Consider the following 23,734-nt stretch of genomic DNA (forward strand, 5'->3'; position numbering starts at 1 on the left):
CGCAAGGCGGCCGCGGCGATGTCCAAGACGCAACCGCCACCGATCCATGCCGAATGGGTATGGTGGCTGCCCGTGGACCTGTTGCGGCACCTCGAGGCGTTCGTCGCAGTGGCCGAGGCGCGCAGCTTCACCCGCGGCGCCGACGTCTGCGGCGCCCCGCAGCCGGTCGTCAGCCGGCGAGTCGCCGCGCTGGAACGCGATCTCGGCACGACCCTGCTGCACCGCACGTCCCGGCAGGTCGAGCTGACCGACGCCGGCCGCACCCTGCTCCCCCACGCGGCCGACCTCATCGCCCGGGCCGGGCACTTCCGCGAGCTGGCCGCCACGGCCCGCGCCGCGGGACTGAGCGCGGGCATCCCGGCCGGGCCGGACCCGCGAGCGCTGGTGGCCGCCCGCCGCCTGGCCGCCGCGGCCGGCGTCACGCTGACCTTCACCGAGCAGCTGGCCGCCGAGCGGGCCGCGCTCGTCCGCCGCGGCCGGCTCGACGTCGCGCTGCTGCCGTGCCCTCCTGACGAGGAGGAGACCGGCGCCGACCTCGGCGCCGCCACCGCGACCGACGACCTGCGCGGGCGGCGGCTGCACCTGGACCAGCTGCGCCGCTCCGGCGGCGACGACGGGCGGCCGCGGGCGCTGCACCTGTCCGCCGAGGACGACGTGCCGTGGGTGCGCGACCCGGTGCGCCGCGCCGCCCGGCTGGCCGGGTTGCTGGACGGCCAGCTGCGCGTCGGCACGTCCGGCACCGAGGCGCTGACCTGCGCGCTCGAGTACGGCGACGCGATCCTGTGCACGCCCGCCTGGGCCGCGGCGCACCGGTTGCGCTGGCGCCCGCTCGGCGACGTCGCGGTGCGCCGCACGTACGCCGTCGCCGGCCGGGCGCAGGTGCCCCGCGAGCTGGTCGGCGCCGTCCTGCCGGCGCTGGCCCGGGCGGCCGGGCTGGTCGCCGACCCGGAGGAGCCGCGATGACGACATCCGACGCGTTCGGGTTCTCCGGCGAGGCGGTGCGCACGGCGCACGACATCCGCGCCGACTGGGCCGCCACCGGACTGCGCGGCGCCCTCTACGCCCGCAACGTCGACACCGGCGAGGACCTCGGGTTCGACGTGCACGCGCCGTACGCGCTGGCGTCGGTGAGCAAGCTGCCGCTGGCGCTGGTGGTGCTCGACCTCATCGCCGCCGGCGAGCTGGACCCCGCGCACCCCGTCGACCTCGTCCCCGGCGCCATGACGCCCGGCCCGACCGGCGCGGCGCTGTTCCGGCACCCGAGCCGCGTCGCGTTGGAGGACCTGCTGCTGCTCATGCTCTCGGTGAGCGACAACGCCGCCGCCGACGCCGTCTTCGCGCTGGTGCCGCCGGAGCGGGTCACGGCGACGCTGCAGGACTGGGGGTGCGACGGCATCGTCGTGCGGCACCCGATGCGGCGGCTGTACGAGGCCGCGGCGGCGGTCGCACCGGACGACCCCATGCTGGCGCTGGAGCTGGCGGTGCGCGCGACCACCGACGGCGGCGGGCACGTGTTGCCGACGCTGGACGTCGCGGCGGCGACCAGCGGGACGGCGGCCGGGCTGGTGGCGCTGGTCGAGCGGATCTGGACCGACGACGTCAGCGTCCCGGCGGCGACGGCGCGGCTGCGCGAGCTGCTGGGCCACCAGGTGCGCCAGCGGATCGGCGCCGAGCTGGCCGCGGACGCCGTCACGGTCAGCAGCAAGACCGGCACGTTCCTCAACCTGCGGCACGAGGCCGGCATGGTCACCACGTCGACCGGCGACCGCGTCGCCGTCGCCGCCCTCACCGCGTCGACCGTCGCCGCCCGGTCACAGCCCGAGGCCGACCGCGCGATCGGCCGGGCCGCCCGCGCCGCCGTCGACGTGCTGAGGGTCTAGCGGTCGCCCTCGATCGCGAAGAGGTTGCCGTCGGGATCCTTGAACCAGGCGACCTTGCCGCCGCCGGCGCGGGGCGAGATCCCCTTCTCGTCCGTCCCGTAGTCGAAGCCGCTCTCGAGCACGCCGTCGTACTGCTCGAAGGTCACGCCGTTCGCGGTCAGCTGGTCGACCATCCGCTCGACGTCGTCGACGTACCAGGTCGCCAGGGTCGCGGTCGAGCTGCCGGCGTGGTCGGGCGACGGGTAGACGACCAGCGACTCGTGGCCGCCCGAGCCATAGACCTTGCTGCCGTCGGCGTCGGTCCGTGCCGCCGAGAGCCCCAGCTTTCCTTCGTAGAACTCCGTCGCCCGGATCATGTCGGTCACCGCGATCATCGCGTTCATTCGGTAACTGCTCAAACCCATGGATCCTCCTTTGCCAGGCGATCCGGCCATTCTCCCGGACGCACCACGACCAGGCCGCCGCAGCCGCAGCGGGCATAGCCGACGAAGCCGTCGCCGGTCCGGTGCCAGGACGTCACGCGGTCCGGCCGGACGGCGGCGCCGCACCGGCCGCAGCCGCGGATCACTTCCACGAGTCGCTCGCTCATGACTCCACCGTGCTGTAATGACATTGTGCATTTCAACCATTACAGCGACGAGGGCGCGCAGCTCGCCGCCGCCGTGGTGAACGCCCGCCTCGACTCCCCCGCCGACGTCGCCCGGCTGGCGGCCGATCACGACCTGCTGCTGGAATGCCCGCCGGACGAGTCCGACGTGACCGGGCTGCGGCGCTGGCGGACGGCGCTGGCCGGCGTCGTCGACGCGCCGACGTCCGGTGAGCGCATCGAGGCGCTGAACCGGCTGCTCGCCCGCGGCACCGCGCACCCGCGGATCAGCCTGCACAACGGACCGCCGCACGTGCACTTCCGCCCCGACGACGTGCCGCCGGAACGGCAGTTCGCGGCGATCACGGCGTTCGGGCTGGCGTGGTTCCTGACCCAGCGCGGGCTGCACCGGCTGGGCCGCTGCGCCGCCCCCGACTGCACCGTCGCCTTCGCCGACGTCACCCGCAACGGGCAGCAGCGCTACTGCTCGCCCCGCTGCGCCAACCGCCAGGCCGTCCGCCGCCACCGCACCCGCCACCCGAGTTGATCTCGGGTGGCGGGCGGGACGGGGTCAGCGGGCCAGCTGGTCCGGGCGCAGGTTCAGCCGCCGCAGCAGCTGAGCGTTGGCCGCGACGATGACCGTCGACGCGGTCATGGCGACCGCGGCGGCCGCCGGCGGGAGCACGAACCCGATCGGCGCGAGCACGCCGGCCGCGAGCGGCACGGACACCAGGTTGTACCCCGTCGCCCATACCAGGTTCTGCACCATCTTCCGGTAGCTGGCCGTCGACAGCCGGCGGGCCGAGACGACGCCGCGCGGGTCGTCGGAGGCCAGGACCACGCCGGCGGACTCGACCGCGACGTCCGTCCCGGCGCCGATCGCCACGCCCACGTCGGCGCGGGCCAGCGCGGGCGCGTCGTTGACGCCGTCGCCGACCATGGCGACCGACAGGCCGCGCTGCTGCAGCGACGTCACCGCGGCGTCCTTGTCCTCCGGCAGCACCTCGGCGAACACCTCGTCGATGCCGACCTTCGCCGCCACCGACTCCGCCACGTTGCGGGCGTCGCCGGTGATCATCACCGTGTGCACGTTCTCCGAGCGCAGCAGGGCGACCGCCTCGCGCGACTCCGGCCGGATCTCGTCGGCCAGCGCCAGCGCGCCGAGCACCTCGCCGTCGCGGACGACGTAGAGGACGGTCGAGCCGGCGGCGGCCCACTCGTCGACGGACGGGGCGACGGCCTCGGGCACCGTCAGCTCCAGGTCGCGCAGCAGGCCGGGCCCGCCGACCGCGACCTGCGCGCCGTCGACGACCGCGCGGACGCCCTTGCCGGTCAGCGAGCGGAACTCGGTCGCCGCCGGAATGTCGCCGCGCTCGGACGCCGCCGTCACGACGGCCCTGGCCAGCGGGTGCTCGGAGTCGCGCTCGGCCGCGGCGGCCAGCGCCAGCAACTCGTCCTCGGACACCGGACCGGCGGCCGCGACGCCGGAGACCGCCGGGCGGCCCATCGTCAGCGTGCCGGTCTTGTCGAACAGGACGGCGTCGACCTGGCGCATGCGCTCCAGCGCCAGCCGGTCCTTGACCAGGATCCCGGCCCGGGCCGACATCGCCGTGGAGATCGCGATCACCAGCGGGATGGCCAGCCCGAGGGCGTGGGGGCAGGCGATGACCAGCACCGTCACGGTCCGTTCGACCGCGTCCGACGCCTCGCCCAGTAGCGCCCACACGACGAACGTCAGGGCGCCGACGCCGAGGGCGAACCAGAACAGCCACGCGGCGGCGCGGTCGGCCAGCGCCTGCGCCCGCGAGCTGGACGCCTGCGCGTCGGCCACCAGGCGCTGGATGCCGGCCAGCGCGGTGTCGTCGCCGACGGCGTTGACCTCGATGCGGATGGCGGTGTCGGTGGCGACGGTGCCAGCGACGACGCGGTCGCCCGGCCCGCGGGTGACGGTCTTGGACTCGCCGGTGACGGTGGACTCGTCGACCTCCGCGGTGCCCTCGGCGACGACGCCGTCGGCGGGCACCCGGCCGCCGGAGCGGACCAGGACGACGTCGCCGACGGCCAGCTCGGCCAGCGGCACCTCGGCCACCGTCCCGTCCGCGGCCACCCGTTCGGCGGTGTCGGGCAGCAGCTCGGCCAGCGCCTGCAGCGCACCCGACGCCTGCCCGAGCGCGCGCATCTCCAGCCAGTGGCCGAGCAGCATGACGACGATCAGCAGCGCCAGCTCCCACCAGAAGTCGAGGTCGAGGCTGCCGATCTCCAGCGTGGTCAGCCCGCTCGCGACGAACGCGACGGTGATGGCCAGCGAGATCAGCGTCATCATGCCGGGCAGCCGGTCGGCCAGTTCCGCCTTGGCGCCGGCGAGGAACGGCCAGCCGCCGTAGAAGAACAGGAACGTGCCGACGACCGGCGGGATCCACGTCGCCCAGCCGGGCACCTCGTACCCGACCAGGTCGGCGAACATCGTGCTGAAGCCGACCACGGGGACGGCCAGGACCAGGCTCACCCAGAACTTGTCCCGGAACATGCTGCCGTCGCCGTGCCCGGCGTGCTTGTCGTGTCCGGAGTGCCCCGCGGGCGCACTCGCGTGGCCGGCGTGATCGTGAGCGCTGCGATGCTCCGTCGCGACGGCGTGCTCGTGCTGTTCCATGGTCACGTCACCTCTCGTTGCCTCGGACCATGGAACACAATACCCCCTAGGGGTATTCCTACTCAGGTGAACGTGACGATGACCGCGTCGGCGCCGGGGTCGGGCTCGACCTCGAGGACGGCGATCCGGCCGGCCGCGCGCACGTCGCCGAGCAGCGCACCGGCCGCCTCGACGTCACCCGGGCGCACCCGCGCGACCGCTCGCGGCACGTCCGTCCGCAACGACAGCCGCGCCTCGGACTTCGCCTTGCGCACCGCCCCGATCAGCGCCGACGCCGTCGCGAACAGCTCCGCGTCGCCGTCCACACCGGCCACCGACGGCCACGGCGCCAGGTGCACCGAGCCGTCGCGCCACCACGACCAGACCTCCTCGGTGACGAACGGCAGGAACGGCGCGAACAGCCGCAACTGCGCCGTCAGCGCCCGCCGCAGCGCCGCGCGGGCCGACGCCGCGCCCGCGTCGTCGCCGGAGTCGCCGTAGGCGCGCGCCTTCACCAGCTCGACGTAGTCGTCGCAGAAGTCCCAGAAGAACCGCTCGGTGACCTCGAGCGCGCGGGTGTGGTCGTAGTCGTCGAGGGCGCGGGTCGCGGCCGCGACGGTGTCGTCGAGCGCGGCCAGGACGGCGCGATCCAGCGGCGCGGTGACCTCGGCGTCGTCGGCCACCGGGCCGAGACCCAGCACGAACCGGCTGACGTTGAGGAGCTTCATCGCCAGCCGGCGGCCGATCTTCATCTGGCCGGGGTCGAACGCGGTGTCGGCGCCGGGCCGGCCGCTCGCGGCCCAGTAGCGCACGCCGTCGGATCCGTACTGGTCGAGCAGATCCAGCGGGGTGACGACGTTGCCGGCCGACTTCGACATCTTCTTGCGGTCGGGGTCGATGATCCAGCCGGAGATGGCCGCGTGCCGCCACGGCAGCACGCCGTTCTCCAGCTGGGCCCGGACGACGCTGGCGAACAGCCAGGTGCGGATGATCTCGTGCGCCTGCGGCCGCAGATCCATCGGGAACACCCGCGCGAACAGGTCGTCGTCGCTCCCCCAGCCGCCGGCGATCTGCGGCGTCAGCGACGACGTCGCCCAGGTGTCCATGACGTCGGGCTCGCCGGCGAAGCCGCCGGGCACGCCGCGCCGCTCCTCGGCGTACCCGGGCGGGGCGTCGGAGGACGGGTCCACCGGCAGGTCGGCCTCGTCCGGCACGATCGGCGCGTCGTACACCGGCTCGCCGCTGTCGTCGAGCGGATACCAGAGCGGGAACGGCACGCCGAAGAACCGCTGCCGGCTGACCAGCCAGTCGCCGTTGAGCCCGCCGACCCAGTTCTCGTACCGCACCCGCATGTGCTCGGGGTGCCACCGCAGCTCGCGCCCGCGCGCCAGCAGCGTCGCACGCAGATCGTCGTCGCGGCCGCCGTTGCGCAGGTACCACTGCCGGGTGGTGACGATCTCGAGCGGCCGGTCGCCCTTCTCGTAGAACTTCACCGGGTGCGTGATCGGCCGCGGCTCGCCGACGAGGCCGCCGTCCGCGCGCAGCAGCTCGGCCACCCGCTGCCGCGCGGTGTGCGTCGTCGCGCCGGCCAGTTGCTCGTACGCCACGCGCCCGGCCGAGTCGTCCAGCCAGGGCGGGACGTCGCGCAGCAGGCGGCCGTCGCGGCCGACGACGGGCCGGGTGGGCAGGGCCAGCTCGCGCCACCAGGTGACGTCGGTGGTATCGCCGAACGTGCAGATCATCGCCGCGCCGGTGCCCTTCTCCGGGTCGGCCAGCCGGTGCGCCACCACGGGGACGTCGACGCCGAACAGCGGCGTGCGGACGGTCGTACCGACCAGCGCGGCGTACCGCTCGTCGTCGGGGTGCACGACGACGGCGACGCAGGCCGGCAGCAGTTCGGGGCGGGTCGTCGCGATCAGCAGCGGCTCGCCGCCGGCCCTGGCGAAGGCGAGGTCGTGGTAGGCGCCGGGACGCTCGCGGTCCTCCAGCTCGGCCTGCGCGACCGCCGTGCGGAACGTGACATCCCAGAGTGTGGGCGCCTCGGCCAGGTAGGCCTCGTCGCGGGCGAGGTTGCGCAGGAACGCCCGCTGCGACGCCCGCCTGGCCGCGGCGTCGATGGTCTGGTAGCCGTACGACCAGTCGACCGACAGCCCGAGCCGTCGCCACAGCTCCTCGAACGCACGCTCGTCGTCGGCCGTCAGCCGCTCGCACAACTCGATGAAGTTGCGCCGCGACACCGGCAGCTGGTCCCTCGCCGCGCGGCCGGCGCCGTCGGCCGGCGGCTCGAAGTCCGGGACGTACGGCAGCGACGGGTCGCAGCGCACGCCGAAGTGGTTCTGCACCCGGCGCTCGGTCGGCAGGCCGTTGTCGTCCCACCCCATCGGGTAGAAGACCGCCTTGCCGCGCATGCGCTGGTACCGCGCGACGACGTCGGTGTGCGTGTAGGAGAAGACGTGCCCGACGTGCAGCGAGCCGCTCACCGTGGGTGGCGGGGCGTCGATGGAGTACACCTCGTCGCGGGAGCGCGTGCGGTCGAACCGGTAGACGCCGTCGCGCTCCCAGCGCGCCGCCCATACCTCGTCCAGCCCGTCGACGGTGGGCCGGTCGGGGATGACGGGATCGGTGCGGGAGGTGTCGTTCACCATGTCGAGACTAGTAGCGGCACTCGGGTGCCATCGGGGAATTTCCGCGCCGGTTCGGCGCGACACGCCCGGAATCGCGGCAATTCATGCCATCCTGCTCCTGCCGGTCGTGTCGGTCGTGGTGGCCACCCGGCCCGGAACACGCCTCTGACCTGCACGGATCGTGCGGCGACGGTGCGCGCTCCGGCCCTGCGTGGCACTGATCGGCAGGGACGTTCGGGGGGCCGGAAACGCGTTAGACGCGATGCACCCCCCGTTGGTTCCCGAGGGTCGCCGCCTCGTGTAGCATTCCCAGCATTTCGGGCCCTCCTGTCGTCCGCGGGCACGCGCGGTGGCGGGGGGCTCGATGCTGAACTGACATTCATTTTTGAATTGGAGACAGTGTGAAGACCTTCCGCGCGCGCGTCCGCGCTGCGGGCGCGCTGACGGCTGCCCTGATCACAGGTGCCACCGTCATGAGCGCCGCCGGCACCGCAGCCGCGGCCGAGGAGATTCCGCAGGAGTCCCTCATCGTCCAGAGCTCCCCCGCCGACTTCGAGACGAAGATCGTCGGCGGCGCTCCCGCCCCCGAAGGCGAATACCCGTTCGTCACCTACCTCGTCATCGACGAGCAGTTCGCCTGTGGCGGCTCGCTGATCGAGCCGGACCTGGTCCTGACCGCAGCCCACTGCGTCAACGGCACCGGCCCGACCGACGGCATCGTCGCGCACTTCGGGTCCGTCGACCTGAACAGCCCCGACATCCAGACCTTCACGTCCGAGTACGTGTACTCCGGCAACATCTCCGGCATCCCGAACGACTGGGCGCTGGTCCGGCTGAGCGAGTCGGTTCCCGAGGAGGTCGCCACCACCGTCGACATCGTCGGTGACGACTCGTTCGACGCGTCGGAGACCTTCCGCGTCATCGGCTGGGGCGCCACGTCCGAGGGCGGCGAGGCCAGCGACGTGCTGCTCGAGGTCGACGTGCCGGGCGTCAGCGACGACGAGTGTGTCGCCGCCTACGACGCGATCGGCATCGAGACCAGCCCGGACGTCGAGCTGTGCGCCGGTGACCTCGAGCAGGGTGGCGTCGACTCCTGCCAGGGCGACTCCGGTGGCCCGCTGCTCGTCGAGGACAACGGCCAGTACACCCAGGTCGGCGTCGTGAGCTGGGGCGAGGGTTGCGCCCAGCCCGGCATCCCCGGCGTCTACACCCAGCTGAGCGCCGTCACCGACAGCATCGCGGCGGTCGCCTCCGGCGAGAACACGCCGGCCGAGGTCGCCGACGTCCAGATCGAGACCACCGCCGGCGAGCCGGTCGAGATCACGCTGACGGCCGACGACGCCGAGGGCGACGACGTCACGTTCAAGGTGAGCGAGGCCGAGTCCGGCTCGCTGACCACCGACGACGAGACCCTCACCAACCTGGTCTACACCCCGGCCGAGGGCTTCACCGGTGAGGACACCTTCCTGTACCTCGCCAACGACGGCAACACCGATGGCATCCCCGCCACCGTCACCGTCACGGTGAAGGAGGCCGAGGAGCCCACCCCGACGCCGACCGAGACCCCGACCGAGCAGCCGAGCGAGACCCCGACCTCGACGCCCACCGAGGACCCGGGTGACGACGACGGCGACGGCGAGGAGCTGCCCGACACCGGTTCGGACACCACCACCATGGTCGGCCTGGCTCTGCTGCTGGCCGCTGGTGGCGCCGGTGCGGCCTTCGCGGCCCGCCGCCGGGTGACCGGCTCGAACGTCTGAGCCGAGCCCCTGGGTAAGTAGCACGGATCCACCGGTTCGGCGGTGGCGCATCTCACGGAGAGCGCCACCGCCGAACTGCGTTTCGGGGCATGAACTGCGGGTACCCATCCTCAGAAGGCGGGCCGGCGGCGCCGGTTCGCCGCGACGGTCGCCGGAAGGGTGGGTAGGCTCGAAACACATGTGCGGTCTCACCGGAGAATTCAGGTTCGACAACCGCCCCGCCGACCTCGCCTCGGTCGGTCTCATGTGCGACGCGATGGTGGCCCGAGGGCCCGACGACTCCGGCGCCTACGCGCACGGGTCGCTGGCGCTGGGCCATCGCCGGCTGTCCATCATCGACCTCTCCCCACACGGCCATCAGCCGATGGTCGACGCCGAACTGGGCCTGGCCGTCGTCTTCAACGGCTGCGTCTACAACTACCGTGAGCTGCGCGACGAGCTGAGCGGGTACGGCTACCGGTTCTTCTCCACGTCCGACACCGAGGTCATCGGCAAGGCGTACCACCGCTGGGGCGAGGACTTCGTCGACCACCTCATCGGCATGTTCGCGTTGGCGATCCACGAGCGCGACACCGGCCGGCTGGTGCTGGCCCGCGACCGCCTCGGCATCAAGCCGCTGTACCTCGCCGAGACGCCCGAGCGGCTGCGCTTCGCCAGCACGCTGCCCGCGCTGGTCCGGGCCGGTGGCGTCGACACCTCCATCGACCCGGTCGCGCTGCACCACTACCTGTCCTGGCACGCCGTCGTCCCGGCGCCGCACACGATCCTCGCCGGCGTCCGCAAGCTGCCACCGGCCACCGTCCGCGTCGTCGAGCCGGACGGCGCCAGCCGCGAACGCGTCTATTGGGATCCGTCCTTCACCCGCGACCCCGCGAAGGCCGGCTGGTCGGACACCGACTGGGAAGAGGCCGTCTTGGAAAGCCTCCGTGTCGCTGTCCGTCGTCGGCTGGTCGCCGACGTCCCGGTCGGCGTGCTGCTCTCCGGCGGGCTCGACTCCAGCCTGGTGGTCGGGCTGCTCGCGCAGGAGGGCCAGACCGGCCTCAACACGTTCAGCATCGGGTTCGACGCGGTCGGCGGCGAGGAGGGCGACGAGTTCAAGTACTCCGACGTCATCGCCCGCGAGTTCGCCACCGACCACCACCGCATCCGGATCGGCGCCGACCTGCTGCCGTCGTTGAGCGACGCCATCGCCGCCATGAGCGAGCCGATGGTCAGCCACGACGCCGTCGCCTTCTACCTGCTCAGCAAGGAGGTCAGCCGGCACGTCAAGGTGGTGCAGTCCGGGCAGGGCGCCGACGAGGTGTTCGCCGGCTACCACTGGTACCCGCCGCTGGCCGGCGTCGGCCGCGCCGACGCCGTCGCCACCTACGCGAAGGCGTTCTTCGACCGCGACCACCCCGCGATGGCCGAGGTCGTCGCGCCCGCCTACCTCACCGACGGCGCCGTCAGCCTCGACTTCGTCCGCGAGCACTTCACCCGCGACGGCGCCGAGACCGCCGTCGACGCGGCGCTGCGGCTGGACACCCAGATCATGCTGACCGACGACCCGGTCAAGCGGGTCGACAACATGACGATGGCGTGGGGGCTGGAGGCGCGGGTGCCGTTCCTCGACCACGAGCTGGTCGAGCTGGCCGCGCAGTGCCCGCCGGAGCTGAAGCTGGCGCAGGACGGCAAGGGCGTGCTGAAGGAGGCCGCCCGCCGGGTCATCCCGCACGAGGTGATCGACCGGCCGAAGGGCTACTTCCCGGTGCCGGCGCTGAAGTACCTGCAGGGGCCGTACCTCGAACTCGTCGAGGACGCCCTGCACTCCGCCGCCGCCCGCGACCGCGGCCTGTTCCGGCCCGAGTACGTCGACCGGCTGCGCCAGGATCCGAACGCCGACCTCACTCCCCTGCGCGGGAACCGGCTGTGGCAGCTGGGCCTGCTCGAACTCTGGCTGCAGACGCAGCTGCCCGGCGAGGGCGTGACCCGGTGACCGATCCCCGGCGAAGGGGCCAGCACTCGCTGTGGAGCACGCCGTGGAAGGAGGCGCCGGAGCATCTCGTCCGGGACATGAAGCGGGACGTCCTGGTCGACCTCGCGTGGGGCCGGCTGGTGTTCGCGCAGACCTTCGAGGAGCCGCGCGACGTCATCGACCTGCTCCGGGCCGAGGAGGAGGGCCGCCGCGACATCGCCATGTACGTCGCCGACCCGCACGTGCTGGTGTCGCACGCGCCCGGCGAGTTGTTCATCGACCCGTCGCTGACGTACCGGCTGGAGCTGCACCGCTACCGGCCGCGGCGCAACCCCGTCGCCGGCGTGTTCGTCCGCAAGATGAGCGAGCTGGCCGACGCCGACGAGATCAACCGGCTGTACGCGGCCCGCGGCATGGTCACCGGTGACACCGGGCTGATGTGGGGCAACCAGCGCACGCCGACGTTCACCTACCTGGTGGCGCAGGACGAGCGCACCGGCGCCGTCGTCGGCACCGTCACCGGCGTCGACCACGTCCGCGCGTTCGACGACCCCGACAACGGCGCCAGCCTGTGGAGTCTCGCCGTCGACCCGCAGAGCACCATCCCCGGCGTCGGTGAGGCGCTGGTGCGGATGCTGGCCGAGCGGTACATCGGCCGCGGCCGCGACCACCTCGACCTCTCCGTCCTGCACGACAACGACCCGGCGATCAGGCTGTACACGAGACTCGGGTTCCACCGGGTGCCGGTGTTCGCGGTGAAGCGGAAGAACCCGATCAACGAGCCGCTGTACGTGGCCGGCCCCACCGAGACCGAGCTGAACCCGTACGCGAAGATCATCGCCGACGAAGCGCGGCGGCGCGGCATCCTGGTCGAGATCACCGACGCCGAGAGCGGTGAGCTGCGGCTGTCGCACGGCGGGCGGCGCATCGTCACCCGCGAGTCGCTGTCCGAGCTGACGACGGCGGTCGCGATGAGCCGCTGCGACGACAAGCAGCTGACCCGGCGGATCTTCCAGCGGGCCGGGCTGTCGGTGCCGCGCGGCGTCGCGGCCTCCTCCGCCGCGGCCGACGCCGCGTTCCTGACCGAGGTCGGCGAGGCCGTGGTCAAGCCGGTGCGGGGCGAGCAGGGCCGCGGCATCACCGTCGGGGTGACGTCGCCGGCCGCCCTGGCCGACGCGGTGTCGCTGGCGGCGACCTTCTGCCCCGACGTCCTCATCGAGGAGTACGTCGACGGCGATGACCTGCGCATCGTCGTCATCGGCCACGAGGTCGTCGCCGCCGCCGTCCGCCGTCCCGCCACCGTGTACGGCACCGGCCGGCACACCGTCGCCGAACTGATCGACGCGCACAGCCGGCGCCGGTCCGCCGCGACCGGCGGCGAGTCGCGAGTGCCGGTCGACGACACGACCCTGTCGACGGTGGCTGCGGCGGGCTACGACATGGACGACGTCCTGCCCGACGGTGCCGCGCTGAAGGTGCGGCGCACCGCCAACCTGCACACGGGCGGGACGATCCACGACGTGACGGCGTCGCTGCACCCCGCCCTCGCGGCGGCCGCGGTGGCGGCCAGCGAAGCGATCGACATCCCGGTGACCGGGCTGGACCTGATCGTGCCCAGCCCGGAGGACGAGGAGTACGTGCTGATCGAGGCGAACGAGCGGCCCGGCCTGGCCAACCACGAGCCGCAACCCACCGCCGCCCGCTTCGTCGACCTGCTGTTCCCCGCGACCCGGACGACACCGAGAGCCTGGCAGCCGCCACCCGTCCCGCAGTGAGGCCGGCCGGGCTCACTTCGCTGGCTGCCTTTCATGATCATCAACCTTTTGTGCTGCTATGACGACGCAAAAGGTTGATGATCATGGGGCGGGTCGGCGGGCAGGGCGTCGAACTACTTCGCCGGCCGAACCGCGCTGCTCGGCCAGGCGGCCGAGCGCATCCACGTCCGGCTCCGCCCGGACGACGCCACCATCGCCGAGCTGATCCGCACCCGGCCGGCGCCCTCCCCCGGTGTGCTGCGCGACGAGCTCACGGCGATGAAGCCCACCTCGTACAGGGCGACGTCGCTGGCCAGCCGCCCGGCGAACACGTCCGGCGAGAGGTCCGGGAGCAGCGACGACGGGGTGCGGCCCAGCGCCTGCGCGGCGTACGGATCGAGCTCGGCGAGGTCGCGAAGGTGGTCGTCGGCCACCTGGGTCACGTCGTTCGCGGGCACCCCGGCAGGCTACCGGCCCGGCATGTCAGGGTAGAGCCATGAAGACGCTGCCCGTCGACGACGAGTACCTGCGCGACGTCCTGCTGGAGCTGCTGCGCACGCCGAGCCCGTCCGGCCGCACCGACGCCGTCATGCAGGTCGTGGGCGACCGCCTGACCGAGCTGGGCGTGCGCATCCGGCTGACCCGCCGCGGCGTGCTGCGGGCCACCCTGCCCGGTGAGGGCGCGGTCGGCGGGGCGAGCCGGGCGATCGTCGTGCACGCCGACACCATCGGCTGCATGGTGAAGCGGCTCAAGGAGAACGGCCGGCTCGAGGTGGTCCCGATCGGCACGCACAGCGCCCGCTTCGCCGAGGGCGCCCACGTCACCGTCTTCACCGACGACCTCAGCAACCTGCACACCGGCACGGTGCTGCCGCTGATGTCCAGCGGGCACAACTTCGGCGACGCCGTCGACACCCAGGGCGTCGGCTGGCACCAGGTCGAGGTGCGGCTGGACGAGCCGGTCGAGACCCGCCAGGACGTGCGCGACCTCGGCCTCTCGGTGGGCGACTTCGTGGCGCTCGACGCCGCGCCGCAGATCACCCCGAACGGCTACGTGAAGGCGCGGCACCTGGACGACAAGGCCGGCGTCGCCGCCTGCCTGGCCGCCGTCAAGGCGCTGATCGACGACGGCCGCACCCGCCCGGTCACGGCGCACCTGCTGGTGACCATCGGCGAGGAGGTCGGCATGGGCGCCACGCACGGCCTCGACGAGTACGTGGCCGAGCTGGTCGCCGTCGACAACGCCGTGGTCAGCGCGGGGCAGGAGTCGCGCGAGGACACCGTCAACATCGGCATGCTCGACTCGACCGGCCCGTTCGACTACCACCTGACCCGGCGGCTGATCGGGCTGTGCGAGAGCAACGAGCTGCCGTACCGCCGCGACGTGTACCGCTTCTACCGCTCCGACGCCGCGCCCGCCATCGAGTCCGGCCTGGAATGCCGCACCGCGCTAATCGGCTTCGGCGTCGACTCCAGTCACGGCCACGAGCGCACCCACCTCGACGGCGTCAGGCGCACGGCCGAGCTGCTGACGGCGTACCTCACCAGCCCGCTGACGTTCAGCGAGTGGGACGACCGCCCCACCGGCGCGCTGGCCGACTTCCCCAGCCACAGTGTGCAGCCGGCCGAGCCCGAGCCCGACCGCTACCCCGGCCGGCACTGAGCCGGCGGGCGTCAGGCGTCCTTCGCGTCGGCGGCCCGCGCCTTCACCGTCGCCGCGTAGACGTCGACGTACTCCTGGCCGGACAGCTCCATCAGCGCGTACATGATCTCGTCGGTGACCGACCGCAGCACGTGGCGGTCGGTCTCCATGCCGTAGTAGCGGCTGAAGTCCAGCGGCGGGCCGAACTTGATGCCCGGGCGCATCCGCTTGGGGATGATCCGCCCGGCCGGCTGCATCTCCGCCGTCCCGATCATCGCCACCGGGACGACGGGGACGCGGGCCTCCAGCGCCATGCGGGCGACGCCGGTCTTGCCGCGATAGAGTCTGCCGTCGGGTGAGCGGGTGCCCTCGGGGTAGATGCCGAGCAGCTCGCCGCTCTCGAGGATCTGGACGGCCGTGTGCAGCGCCGCCTCGCTGGCCCGCCCGCCGGAGCGGTCGACCGGCACGTTGCCCGTCCCACCGAAGAACACGCGCTTCAACCACCCTTTGACACCGCGTTGGGTGAAATAGTCGCTCTTGGCGAGGAAACTGACCTTACGGTCGAGAACGAGCGGCATGAAGAAGGAGTCGATGACGGTGAGGTGGTTGCCCGCGAGAATCGCGCCGCCCTCGGCGGGCACGTGCTCCACACCTTCAGCCCAGGGCCGATAGATCAACCGCAGGATCGGCCCGAGCAAGACGCTCTTCATCAGCCAATAGAACACGTCGGAACACTACCGCCAATGCGTGCGGCGGACGACGGGCCTCGCCCGCGCGGACCGATCGGGCGCATGCGACGATGCTGGTGCGAGCGCCGGTGGGGAAAGGGAGGGACGCGATGCTCTCTGAGGGCGAGGCGGTCGACTCGATCGAGCCGTACCGGCACGACGGCGGCCCCGTCGGCGTGCTGCTCTGCCACGGCTTCACCGGCTCGCCGGCCTCCCTGCGCCCCTGGGCCGAACAGCTGGCCGGCCACGGGTACAGCGTCGAGCTACCGCGGCTGCCCGGCCACGGCACCACCTGGCAGGACCTCAACGTCACCGGCTGGCCCGACTGGTACCGCCGGGTCGAGCGGTCGCTGCTCGACCTCGCCGAGCGGTGCGAACAGGTCGTCGTCGCCGGCCTGTCGATGGGCGGCTGCCTGGCGCTGCGGCTGGCGCAGGAGCACGGCCCGCTGGTGCAGGGCCTGGTGCTGGTCAACCCGGTCGTCACCAGCGCCGACAAGCGGCTGCTGGCGCTGCCGATGCTGCGGCTGCTGCGCCAGTCGGCGGCGGGGCTGTCCGGCGACATCGCGATGCCCGGGCAGGACGAGCGGGCCTACGACCGCACCCCGCTGCAGGCGCTGTGGTCGCAGACGAAGCTGTGGCAGCTGGTCCGCCGCGACCTCGCCATGATCACCCAGCCGCTGCTGCTCTACCGCAGCGCCGACGACCACGTCGTGGACGCCACCAGCGCACCCGTCATCCTCTCCGGCGTGTCGTCCACCGACGTCGCCGAGGTCGTCCTGCGCCGCAGCTACCACGTCGCCACCCTCGACTACGACGCTCCGGAAATCTTCTCGGGCGCCGCGGCGTTCGTGGAACGAGTGACCACGAAGAGGAACCGGGGCCTGCCGCGATGAGCCGAGACGACGACCAGACCTGGGCCGAGCTGATCGACTCGTTCCACACCTCCCCCAGCGACGGCGACCAGCCCTGGCCCGCGGCGGAGGAGCTGAGCCCGGACGATCCCCTCGACGAGCCGCGCGCCGGCGACTTCCGCGACGCCTCCGTCACGCTCGGCCCGCTGGCCGGCGGGCGGGGCGGCCCCGGTCCCGATCCGGCGACGCCCGCGCCCGGCATCGACGACGCCGCCGCCGAGGAGGCGGCCAACCACTTCGTCCCGCCGCCGCCGGCCCCGATCCCCCGCGGCGACCGCGTCCAGCGGCTGGCCTGGGCCGCGGTCATCTTCCCGCCGATCGCGCTGATCATCGTCGCGATCATGTCCTGGCGCCCGTCCGACGAGATGGTCTTCCTCGCCGTGGTCGCGTTCATCGCCGGCTTCGTCACGCTGGTCGCCCGCATGCGCGGCCACCATCCCAACGACCCCGACGACGGCGCCGTCATCTAGCGCGGCAGCGTCAGCTCCGCCACGACCGGAAAGTGGTCGCTGGCCGCGCGCACGTCCGGGGTGTCGACGACGCGGTAGGAGGTCACCTCGGCGCCGCGGACGAAGATGCCGTCGATGCGCCGCCGCGGCCGCCCCACCGAGTACGTCGGCGTCGGGTCGGACCCGCCCGCGTCGGCGTACTGCGAGGCCAGCCGGGTCCACGTCGGAGCGGCCGGCGGCTCGTTGAGGTCGCCGCCGAGCACCGTCACCGGCAGGTCGAGGCGGTTGACCAGGCCGGTGACGTCGGTCAGGTGCCGCGCCCGCTCACCGGCGTCCAGACCGAGGTGCAGCGAGCCGGCCCCGAACACGATGCCGTCCTTCTCCAGGCGGGCCAGCACGAGACCACGACGGGTCAGGCCGGGCGTGCGCCGCAGCCGGTGCTCCTGCACGTCGCGCAGGTCCACCCGGGCGGCCGTGAACAGCGCCGTCCCGCCGGTCGTGCCGCCGCCGGCCGCGTACAGCAGGTCGGCCCGGCGGGCGAACGACGCCGCCCGCCCGCGCCACAGCACGACCCGGGGCAGCTCCTGGACGAAGACGACGTCCGGGTCCAGCTCCCGCAGCACCCGCGCGACGGCGGCGCCGTCACCACGCAGCCCGCGGACGTTGTAGCTGACGACCCGCAGCTCGACGCCGCTCACACCCGGGCGAGGTCGGCCGCGCCGATGACGCCGGCGTCGTTGCCGAGCGTCGCCACCCGCACCTCCGGCTCCGGCCGGTGACCGGCGCCGGTGGTGTTCTTGCGCAGCGCGTCGACGGCCGGGCGGAGCAGGAGGTCGCCGGCCGCGGACACGCCGCCGCCGATGACGAACGTCGCCGGGTCGAAGACCGCGGTGAACGAGCCCATGGCCTCGCCCAGCCAGCGCCCCACCTCGGCGATCAGCACGATCGCCAGCTCGTCGCCGGCCTGGGCCAGCTCGGTGACCATGGGCCCGGTGATGCGCTGCACGTCGCCGCCGGCCCGCTCCAGCAGCCGCTCGGCCGACGGCAGGCTGGCCGCCTCGCGCGCCTCGCGGACCAGCGCGGTGCCGCTGGCGTACGACTCGATGCAGCCACGCAGCCCGCAGCCGCACAGATGGCCGTCGGGCACCAGCCGCATGTGCCCGAGCTCGGCCGCGATGCCGTGCGCACCCCGGTAGATCTTGCCGTCGAGCACCACGCCGCCGCCGACGCCGGTGCCGATGGTCAGCAGGATCATGTCGTCGACGTCCTCGGCGGCGCCGAAGCGGAACTCGCCCCAGGCGGCCGCGTTGGCGTCGTTCTCGACGACGGTGGGCAGGCCGGTCGCCCCGGCGACCTGGTCACGGACCGGGATGTCGCGCCAGGCGAGATTCGGCGCGAACAGCACCCGGGAGCGGGCGGAGTCGACGAACCCGGCCGACCCGACCCCGACGGCGTCGACGTCGTGCTGGGCGGCCAGCTCCTTGGTCACCTCGATGATCGTCTCAACGATCGCCGCGGGGTCGTGCGACGGCGTCTCGCGCCGTGCCCGTGCGCCGATGACGCCCTTCTCGTCCACGACGCCGGCCGCGATCTTGGTGCCGCCGACATCGACCCCGATGGTGAGGCTCACTCGTCCACTCCCTCGACCCGCTTCTTCAGCTCTTTCAGAGCCGTGTCGATGATGACCTTCTCCGCCTTGCGCTTCATCAGCCCGAGCATCGGGATCGAGACGTCGACCGTCAGCTGGTACGTCACCTCGGTGCTCGCGTCGTCGACGGCCGCCAGCGCGTACGAGCCGTCCAGTTCCCGGATCAGCCCGCCCTCGACCAGCGTCCACCGGACCTCGTCGTCGCCGTCCCACTCGTAGGACAGCGTGTAGCGGTCCTTGACCGGGCCGGCGTCGAGGACGAACTTCGCCTCACCCGGCCGCCCGGTGTCCTCGTAGACCGTCAGCACCTCGACCTCGCGGACCGACGCGGTCCATTCCGGGTACGCCTCGAGGTCGGCGATCACGGCCATGATCGCGGCCGGGGTCGCGGCGACGACGATGCTCGACGTGGTCTGCGCAGCCATGTGTGAAAGTGTCCCATCAGCCGGACGGCGGAGATCGCAGACTATCGAGCCGGAGGCAGCCGCGGCACGCCGGCCGGTCGTCCGTTCTCCAGCCGGTCCTTCAGCTCGTGGATGCGGGTCTTGAAGGCGACGGTGTACCGGCGGGCCAGCCGGTCCGGCCGGGCCCGCGGCGACGTGGGGTCGGCGCGCAGGAACCAGTGCACGAGGACGCCGTCGCCGTGCCGTTCCAGCCACAGCTCGGTGCTGCCGGTCAGCTCGCCGCCGATCGTCCAGCGGAGCCCCTCGAGGCCGCGGTCCTGCTGGACGGCGAGCGTCAGCCGCGGCCACCAGGCCCTGGCGACGGCGGGGTCGCGGACGTACGCGGCCAGCTCGGCCCGCTCGGCGACGACGAACGTGTCGTCCATGAGATCGATCGCCGGGCTCATGCGATCTCCCTTTCCCTTGTGGGGCTCGCCGCAGCCTTGGACCTCGCGGTCGGCGGCCGCCCCTCACCCTACGGACGTGATGCAGGTCATGTCACAATCCGCGCCCCGCACCGGTCCTAGTAGTAGGAGCGATCGCGAGGAGTGCGACATGCCCGACCTGACGAGACACCGGCTGGTCACCGCGGTGGTGGGCCTGGCCGACCGGCCTGGCCGACCGGCCCGGATCCGCGGACCGCGGCGGTGGACGGACCTGTTCGTCCCGCTGGCGGTGATCAGCTTCCTGCTGGTGCTGGTGTCCGGTGTGCTGCTGGCGTTCTGGTTCGAGCCGTCCATGCGGCCGGTCGTCTACGCCGGCGACTACGCGCCGCTGCGCGGCGTGACCATGTCCGAGGCGTACGCGTCGACGGTGCGCATCTCGATGGAGGTGCCGGGCGGGCTGCTGGTGCGCCAGGTGCACCACTGGGCGTCGCTGGTGTTCATCGCGGCGCTGTCGGCGCACCTGCTGCGGGTGTTCCTGGCCGGCGCGTTCCGCGGCTACCGGCGCCTCATCTGGCTGGTCCTGCTGGCGCTGCTGGTGCTGAGCATCGCCGAGGCGTACCTCGGCCACTCGCTGCCGGACGACCTGCAGTCCGGCACCGGCCTGCGGGTCACCGAGGGGTACCTGCTGGCCACGCCGGTCGTGGGGACCTGGATGTCGTGGCTGCTGTTCGGGAACGAGTTCCCCGGCGACCAGATCATCGGCCGGCTGAACACGGTGCATGTGTGGGTGCTGCCGGTGCTGATCGTGGGCCTGGGCGCCGCCTGGGCGCTGCTGGCGTACCGGCGGTGGCGCGCCGCGGCGCCGCCGCCCGACGGCGACCCGCCGCGCCGGTACGCCGTCCGCATGGGCGGGCTGGCGCTGATGGTCTCCGGCGCGATCGTCGCGATGTCGGCGGTCGTGCAGGTCAACCCGGTCTGGCTGTGGGGGCCGTTCGACGCCGCGGCGGCTCCGGCCGGCAGCCGTCCGCCGTGGTACCTCGGGTTCCTCGACGGCGCCGTGCGGCTGATGCCGCCGTGGGAGCTGGACGTGTTCGGCTACACGCTGTCGCTGAGCGTGCTCCTCCCCGTCATGGTGCTGCCGGGGGTGCTGATGGGGACGCTCGCGCTGTACCCGTGGTTCGAGCAGTGGGCCACCGGCGACCGCCGCGACCCCGACGTCCTCGACCGGCCCCGCGACCTGCCGGTGCGCACCGCACTGGTGGCCGCGTTCGTCACGTTCTACGTGGTGCTGTGGATCGCCGGCGCCACCGACGTCGTCGCCACGCTGCTGCACGTCCCGCTCGGCCCGCTGGTCCGGTTCCTGCAGGTGGCCGTGGTCGTCGCGCCGCCGCTGGCGTTCTGGGCGACGAAACGGATCCTCCTGGGGCTGCGGCTGCGCGACCTGGACGAGCTGCGGCACGGGCATGCGACCGGCATCGTCGTCGTCAGCCCCGGTGGCGGGTTCAGCGAGCTGCACCGGCCGCTGACGTCGCGGGAGGCGGAGCGGCGGGCGCCGCGCGAGGCGCTGGTGCCGGCCGGGGCCGTCGCGGCCTCCGACGAACACGGCGTCCCCAACCCGCACTACCGCACCGAACGGCCCCGGGCGCTCGCGTCGCGGTTCTACTTCGCCGATCTTCCCGGCAACCGACCCGTCTCCGGTGACGTCCAAGTGAAGGAGCATGGTTGACTCGTCCCCGGAGGTGCGCTCATGTCCCTGCCCCGCGTGGCCGGCGCGGTGCTCGCCGGCGCGTTGCTGCTGGCCGGCTGCGGTTCCGCGGCCGACGACGGGACTGACGGCACGTCCACCGGCGCCCCGGCCACCGGGGCGCCGACCGCCGACCCGGGGCCGGCGCCGCGCATCGACGTCGTCGCCGACCTCGCGCCGGCCGACGCCGGCGCCGTCGGCGCGTCGGTCAACCAGTTCGGCTTCGACCTGCTCGGTCAGCTGAGCGACGGCACCGAGAACACCGTCACCTCCCCCGTATCGGTGGCGTCGCTGCTGGCCATGGTGCTGGCCGGGGCCGGCGGCGAGACCGCCTCCGCCATGGCGGCGACGCTGCACCTCGACGACCCTCGCGACGTCCGGGTCGGTGCGCTGCTGCGACAGCTGGCCGATACCACCGACGTCACGCTGGCGCCGGCCAACGCGCTGTGGGCGCAGCAGGGCGTCCCGTTCGAGGCCGACTACCTGTCGTTCGTCCGCGACTCCTTCGGCGCGACCATCGACGAAGCCGACCTCGGGTCACAGGCCACCGCCGACGAGATCGACGCGTGGGTGCGCGACGCCACCGAGAACCGCATCGACGGCATCGCCGCCGACCTCGGCCTGCCCGACCCCGCGGCGGCGCTGGTGCTCGTCAACGCGGTCTACTTCCTCGGCACCTGGACCACCCAGTTCGACCCCGCCGACACCCAGGCGCAGGCGTTCACGCTGCCCGACGGCAGCACCACCGACGTGCCGCTGATGCTCCTGCGCGGGCAGACGCTGCCGTTCGTCCAGCGCGACGGCTACTCGATGCTGCGGCTGCCGTACGGCGCCGACGGCCGGTACGGCATGGAGATCCTGCTCCCCGACGACCCCGCCGGCCTGCCACAGCTGCTCTCGTCCCTCGACGCCGCCGAGTGGTCCGCCGCCGTCGGCGCGCTGGCGCCGCAGGAGCTGCAGACCGTCGCGGTGCCGAAGTTCGAGCTCGAGTGGGACGCCGACCTCGGCGACGCGCTGACGGCGCTCGGCATGGGCCCGGCCTTCCAGGACGCCGACTTCCGGCCGATGTCGGCGGACCCGCAGACGCTCGACTCCGTCGTGCACAAGACCTACATCCGGGTCGACGAGGCCGGCACCGAGGCCGCGGCCGTCACCGGCGGCGTCACCCGCAGCTCGGCCGGCGAGAGCTTCCGCGCCGACCGGCCGTTCGCGTTCACCATCTCCGACAGCCAGACCGGCACCATCGTCTTCCTCGGGACGGTGACCGACCCACGCGGTTGAGGGGGCACCATGTCGTACACCCGGTTGATCGCCGGCGTACTGGCGGGCGGGCTGCTGGCCACGGCCTGTGGCACCGCCGCGGCGCCGGACCCGGAGCCCACCGGCGACCCCGCGTCGCTGCGACTGGTCGCCGACCTCGACCCGGCCGACGCGACCGCCGTCGGCACGTCGGTCAACCAGTTCGGCTTCGACCTGCTGGCCCAGGTCGGCGACGGCACCCAGAACACCGTCACGTCGCCGGTGTCGGCGGCCGCACTGCTGGCCATGGTGCTGGCCGGGGCCGGCGGCCAGACGGCGGAGGAGATGGCCGCCGTCCTGCACCTCGACGACTCCCGCGACGTCCGGGTCGGCGCGCTGCTGCGCGAGCTGGCCGACACCGACGACGTCACCCTGTCGGTCGCCAACGCCCTGTGGGCGCGCGAGGGGTACCCGTTCGAGGATAACTACCTCGCCTTCGCCCGCGACGCCTTCGGCGCCACCGTCGACGATGCCGACCTCGCGTCGCAGGAGACGGCCGACGAGATCGACGCGTGGGTCCGCGACCAGACCGAGGACCGCATCGACGGCATCGCCGCCGACCTCGGGCTGCCCAACGGCGACGCCGTCCTGGTGCTGTTGAACGCCGTCTACTTCCTCGGCACGTGGACCACCCAGTTCGACCCCGCGGACACTCGCGACGGCGGGTTCCGGCTCACCGACGGGACCACTGCCACGGTGCCGTTCATGCACCTCACCCACCAGCCCCTGCCCGTGGCCCAGCGCGACGGCTACCAGATGCTCCGGCTGACCTACGGCGAGGACGAGCGGTACGCCATGGAGATCCTGCTGCCCGACGACGGCGTGGACCTCCCGCGGCTGCTCTCGTCGCTCGACGCGGCCGAGTGGGCCGCTGCCGTCGGCGCGCTGCAGGTGCGGGAGGTGAGCGAGCTGGCGCTGCCGCGGTTCGAGCTGGAATGGAAGGCCGATCTCAACGACCCGCTCCGTGCGCTCGGCATGGACAGCGCGTTCGGCGGCGGTGACTTCACCCCGATGTCGCCGGAGAACCCGTTCCTCGACGTCGTCGTGCAGAAGACGTACCTCCGGGTCGACGAGGCCGGCACCGAGGCGGCCGCCGTCACCGGCGGGGTGATGAGGGAATCGGCCGGCGAGACCTTCCGCGTCGACCGTCCGTTCGCGTTCACCATCTCCGACAGCCAGACCGGGACGATCCTGTTCCTCGGCGCCGTCGCCGACCCCCGCGGCTGACGCCGTGATGTCCGTTTCGACGGCGGAATGGCACTGCCCGAATCGGGCCTATAACGTACTTCCGGCGGGT

22 protein-coding genes are annotated in these 23,734 nt (G+C 73.0%); 12 read left to right on the plus strand and 10 right to left on the minus strand.

Annotated elements, in window-relative coordinates:
- Positions 1 to 72: 72 nt before the first annotated feature.
- A complete protein-coding gene (locus ACW62_RS20495) occupies positions 73 to 963 on the plus strand; it encodes a LysR family transcriptional regulator (RefSeq protein WP_053205985.1) in 891 nt (296 codons plus the stop codon).
- Positions 960 to 1,880 carry a serine hydrolase gene (locus ACW62_RS20500; protein ID WP_053205986.1) on the plus strand — a complete coding sequence of 307 codons (921 nt, stop codon included), beginning with the start codon at positions 960 to 962 and terminating at the stop codon, positions 1,878 to 1,880. Before ACW62_RS20495 ends, ACW62_RS20500 begins: the two co-directional genes overlap by 4 nt.
- On the opposite strand, the gene ACW62_RS20505 is transcribed toward ACW62_RS20500, so the two are convergent.
- Positions 1,877 to 2,284, minus strand: coding sequence for a VOC family protein (locus tag ACW62_RS20505; protein WP_053205987.1), 408 nt, complete (start codon positions 2,282 to 2,284; stop codon positions 1,877 to 1,879). The genes ACW62_RS20500 and ACW62_RS20505 overlap by 4 nt on opposite strands.
- A complete protein-coding gene (locus tag ACW62_RS34220) occupies positions 2,275 to 2,469 on the minus strand; it encodes a hypothetical protein (protein WP_157574879.1) in 195 nt (64 codons plus the stop codon). The genes ACW62_RS20505 and ACW62_RS34220 overlap by 10 nt, the downstream gene beginning before the upstream one ends.
- A 25-nt stretch (positions 2,470 to 2,494) precedes the next feature.
- Between ACW62_RS34220 and ACW62_RS20510 the strand changes: the two genes are divergently transcribed.
- Positions 2,495 to 3,013 carry a CGNR zinc finger domain-containing protein gene (locus ACW62_RS20510; RefSeq protein ID WP_205629496.1) on the plus strand — a complete coding sequence of 173 codons (519 nt, stop codon included), beginning with the start codon at positions 2,495 to 2,497 and terminating at the stop codon, positions 3,011 to 3,013.
- Between the two features lie 24 nt (positions 3,014 to 3,037).
- Here the strand turns inward: ACW62_RS20510 and ACW62_RS20515 are convergent, their stop codons facing one another.
- Together ACW62_RS20515 and valS are read right to left on the minus strand one after the other, a co-directional pair.
- Positions 3,038 to 5,116, minus strand: a complete 2,079-nt coding sequence (locus ACW62_RS20515) for a heavy metal translocating P-type ATPase (RefSeq protein WP_053205988.1) — start codon at positions 5,114 to 5,116, stop codon at positions 3,038 to 3,040.
- A 62-nt stretch (positions 5,117 to 5,178) separates the two neighbouring features.
- Complete coding sequence (gene valS, locus ACW62_RS20520) at positions 5,179 to 7,740, minus strand: valine--tRNA ligase (protein ID WP_205629497.1); 2,562 nt, start codon at positions 7,738 to 7,740, stop codon at positions 5,179 to 5,181.
- Positions 7,741 to 8,120: 380 nt separating this feature from the next.
- On the opposite strand from valS, the gene ACW62_RS20525 reads away from it, so the two are divergent.
- The 3 genes from ACW62_RS20525 (at position 8,121) to ngg (ending at position 13,208) form a co-directional block, all read left to right on the plus strand.
- Complete coding sequence (locus ACW62_RS20525; protein ID WP_053205989.1) at positions 8,121 to 9,479, plus strand: trypsin-like serine protease; 1,359 nt, start codon at positions 8,121 to 8,123, stop codon at positions 9,477 to 9,479.
- A 178-nt stretch (positions 9,480 to 9,657) separates the two neighbouring features.
- Positions 9,658 to 11,454, plus strand: coding sequence for an N-acetylglutaminylglutamine amidotransferase (locus ACW62_RS20530; RefSeq protein ID WP_053205990.1), 1,797 nt, complete (start codon positions 9,658 to 9,660; stop codon positions 11,452 to 11,454).
- A complete protein-coding gene (gene ngg, locus ACW62_RS20535; protein WP_240477357.1) occupies positions 11,451 to 13,208 on the plus strand; it encodes an N-acetylglutaminylglutamine synthetase in 1,758 nt (585 codons plus the stop codon). The genes ACW62_RS20530 and ngg overlap by 4 nt, the downstream gene beginning before the upstream one ends.
- A 113-nt stretch (positions 13,209 to 13,321) precedes the next feature.
- On the opposite strand, the gene ACW62_RS20540 is transcribed toward ngg, so the two are convergent.
- Complete coding sequence (locus tag ACW62_RS20540; protein ID WP_053205991.1) at positions 13,322 to 13,645, minus strand: hypothetical protein; 324 nt, start codon at positions 13,643 to 13,645, stop codon at positions 13,322 to 13,324.
- Between the two features lie 38 nt (positions 13,646 to 13,683).
- On the opposite strand from ACW62_RS20540, the gene ACW62_RS20545 reads away from it, so the two are divergent.
- Positions 13,684 to 14,850, plus strand: coding sequence for an osmoprotectant NAGGN system M42 family peptidase (locus ACW62_RS20545; protein ID WP_053205992.1), 1,167 nt, complete (start codon positions 13,684 to 13,686; stop codon positions 14,848 to 14,850).
- A gap of 11 nt (positions 14,851 to 14,861) precedes the next feature.
- Here the strand turns inward: ACW62_RS20545 and ACW62_RS20550 are convergent, their stop codons facing one another.
- On the minus strand, positions 14,862 to 15,470 hold the full coding sequence (locus ACW62_RS20550; protein ID WP_240477358.1) for a lysophospholipid acyltransferase family protein: 609 nt from the start codon (positions 15,468 to 15,470) through the stop codon (positions 14,862 to 14,864).
- Between the two features lie 197 nt (positions 15,471 to 15,667).
- Between ACW62_RS20550 and ACW62_RS20555 the strand changes: the two genes are divergently transcribed.
- Positions 15,668 to 16,450, plus strand: a complete 783-nt coding sequence (locus ACW62_RS20555; protein WP_053205993.1) for an alpha/beta hydrolase — start codon at positions 15,668 to 15,670, stop codon at positions 16,448 to 16,450.
- Entirely contained in the window at positions 16,447 to 16,938 is a 492-nt protein-coding gene (locus tag ACW62_RS20560; protein ID WP_053205994.1) for a hypothetical protein, read from the plus strand. Before ACW62_RS20555 ends, ACW62_RS20560 begins: the two co-directional genes overlap by 4 nt.
- On the opposite strand, the gene ACW62_RS20565 is transcribed toward ACW62_RS20560, so the two are convergent.
- Genes ACW62_RS20565 through ACW62_RS20580 form a run of 4 tightly spaced genes read right to left on the minus strand, consistent with a single transcriptional unit; the run spans position 16,935 to position 19,415 of the window.
- Positions 16,935 to 17,615, minus strand: coding sequence for an endonuclease/exonuclease/phosphatase family protein (locus tag ACW62_RS20565; RefSeq protein WP_053205995.1), 681 nt, complete (start codon positions 17,613 to 17,615; stop codon positions 16,935 to 16,937). The genes ACW62_RS20560 and ACW62_RS20565 overlap by 4 nt on opposite strands.
- Positions 17,612 to 18,547 carry an ROK family glucokinase gene (locus tag ACW62_RS20570; protein WP_053205996.1) on the minus strand — a complete coding sequence of 312 codons (936 nt, stop codon included), beginning with the start codon at positions 18,545 to 18,547 and terminating at the stop codon, positions 17,612 to 17,614. The genes ACW62_RS20565 and ACW62_RS20570 overlap by 4 nt, the downstream gene beginning before the upstream one ends.
- Positions 18,544 to 18,990 carry an SRPBCC family protein gene (locus ACW62_RS20575; protein WP_053205997.1) on the minus strand — a complete coding sequence of 149 codons (447 nt, stop codon included), beginning with the start codon at positions 18,988 to 18,990 and terminating at the stop codon, positions 18,544 to 18,546. Before ACW62_RS20575 ends, ACW62_RS20570 begins: the two co-directional genes overlap by 4 nt.
- A 41-nt stretch (positions 18,991 to 19,031) precedes the next feature.
- Entirely contained in the window at positions 19,032 to 19,415 is a 384-nt protein-coding gene (locus ACW62_RS20580; RefSeq protein WP_053205998.1) for a hypothetical protein, read from the minus strand.
- Positions 19,416 to 19,563: 148 nt separating this feature from the next.
- Here ACW62_RS20580 and ACW62_RS20585 point away from each other — a divergent pair, with 148 nt between their 5' ends.
- From ACW62_RS20585 to ACW62_RS20595, 3 genes are read left to right on the plus strand one after another with little or no spacing between them, the layout of a single operon-like run.
- Complete coding sequence (locus tag ACW62_RS20585) at positions 19,564 to 21,120, plus strand: cytochrome b (protein ID WP_053205999.1); 1,557 nt, start codon at positions 19,564 to 19,566, stop codon at positions 21,118 to 21,120.
- A 21-nt stretch (positions 21,121 to 21,141) separates the two neighbouring features.
- On the plus strand, positions 21,142 to 22,419 hold the full coding sequence (locus tag ACW62_RS20590; RefSeq protein ID WP_053206000.1) for a serpin family protein: 1,278 nt from the start codon (positions 21,142 to 21,144) through the stop codon (positions 22,417 to 22,419).
- Positions 22,420 to 22,428: 9 nt separating this feature from the next.
- Entirely contained in the window at positions 22,429 to 23,664 is a 1,236-nt protein-coding gene (locus tag ACW62_RS20595) for a serpin family protein (protein ID WP_053206001.1), read from the plus strand.
- The last annotated feature ends 70 nt before the right edge of the window (positions 23,665 to 23,734 follow it).

The sequence above is a fragment of the Jiangella muralis genome, assembly GCF_001270745.1.
GTDB lineage: Bacteria > Actinomycetota > Actinomycetes > Jiangellales > Jiangellaceae > Jiangella > Jiangella muralis.

Excerpts from the sequence above, each read along its gene's own strand:
- ACW62_RS20500 (WP_053205986.1), top strand. The coding sequence starts at position 960 with ATGACGACATCCGACGCGTTCGGGTTCTCCGGCGAGGCGGTGCGCACG.
- ACW62_RS20505 (WP_053205987.1), bottom strand. The coding sequence starts at position 2,284 with ATGGGTTTGAGCAGTTACCGAATGAACGCGATGATCGCGGTGACCGAC.
- ACW62_RS34220 (WP_157574879.1), bottom strand. The coding sequence starts at position 2,469 with ATGAGCGAGCGACTCGTGGAAGTGATCCGCGGCTGCGGCCGGTGCGGC.
- ACW62_RS20515 (WP_053205988.1), bottom strand. The coding sequence starts at position 5,116 with ATGGAACAGCACGAGCACGCCGTCGCGACGGAGCATCGCAGCGCTCAC.
- valS (WP_205629497.1), bottom strand. The coding sequence starts at position 7,740 with ATGGTGAACGACACCTCCCGCACCGATCCCGTCATCCCCGACCGGCCC.
- ACW62_RS20530 (WP_053205990.1), top strand. The coding sequence starts at position 9,658 with ATGTGCGGTCTCACCGGAGAATTCAGGTTCGACAACCGCCCCGCCGAC.
- ACW62_RS20545 (WP_053205992.1), top strand. The coding sequence starts at position 13,684 with ATGAAGACGCTGCCCGTCGACGACGAGTACCTGCGCGACGTCCTGCTG.
- ACW62_RS20555 (WP_053205993.1), top strand. The coding sequence starts at position 15,668 with ATGCTCTCTGAGGGCGAGGCGGTCGACTCGATCGAGCCGTACCGGCAC.
- ACW62_RS20560 (WP_053205994.1), top strand. The coding sequence starts at position 16,447 with ATGAGCCGAGACGACGACCAGACCTGGGCCGAGCTGATCGACTCGTTC.
- ACW62_RS20575 (WP_053205997.1), bottom strand. The coding sequence starts at position 18,990 with ATGGCTGCGCAGACCACGTCGAGCATCGTCGTCGCCGCGACCCCGGCC.
- ACW62_RS20580 (WP_053205998.1), bottom strand. The coding sequence starts at position 19,415 with ATGAGCCCGGCGATCGATCTCATGGACGACACGTTCGTCGTCGCCGAG.
- ACW62_RS20585 (WP_053205999.1), top strand. The coding sequence starts at position 19,564 with ATGCCCGACCTGACGAGACACCGGCTGGTCACCGCGGTGGTGGGCCTG.
- ACW62_RS20590 (WP_053206000.1), top strand. The coding sequence starts at position 21,142 with ATGTCCCTGCCCCGCGTGGCCGGCGCGGTGCTCGCCGGCGCGTTGCTG.
- ACW62_RS20595 (WP_053206001.1), top strand. The coding sequence starts at position 22,429 with ATGTCGTACACCCGGTTGATCGCCGGCGTACTGGCGGGCGGGCTGCTG.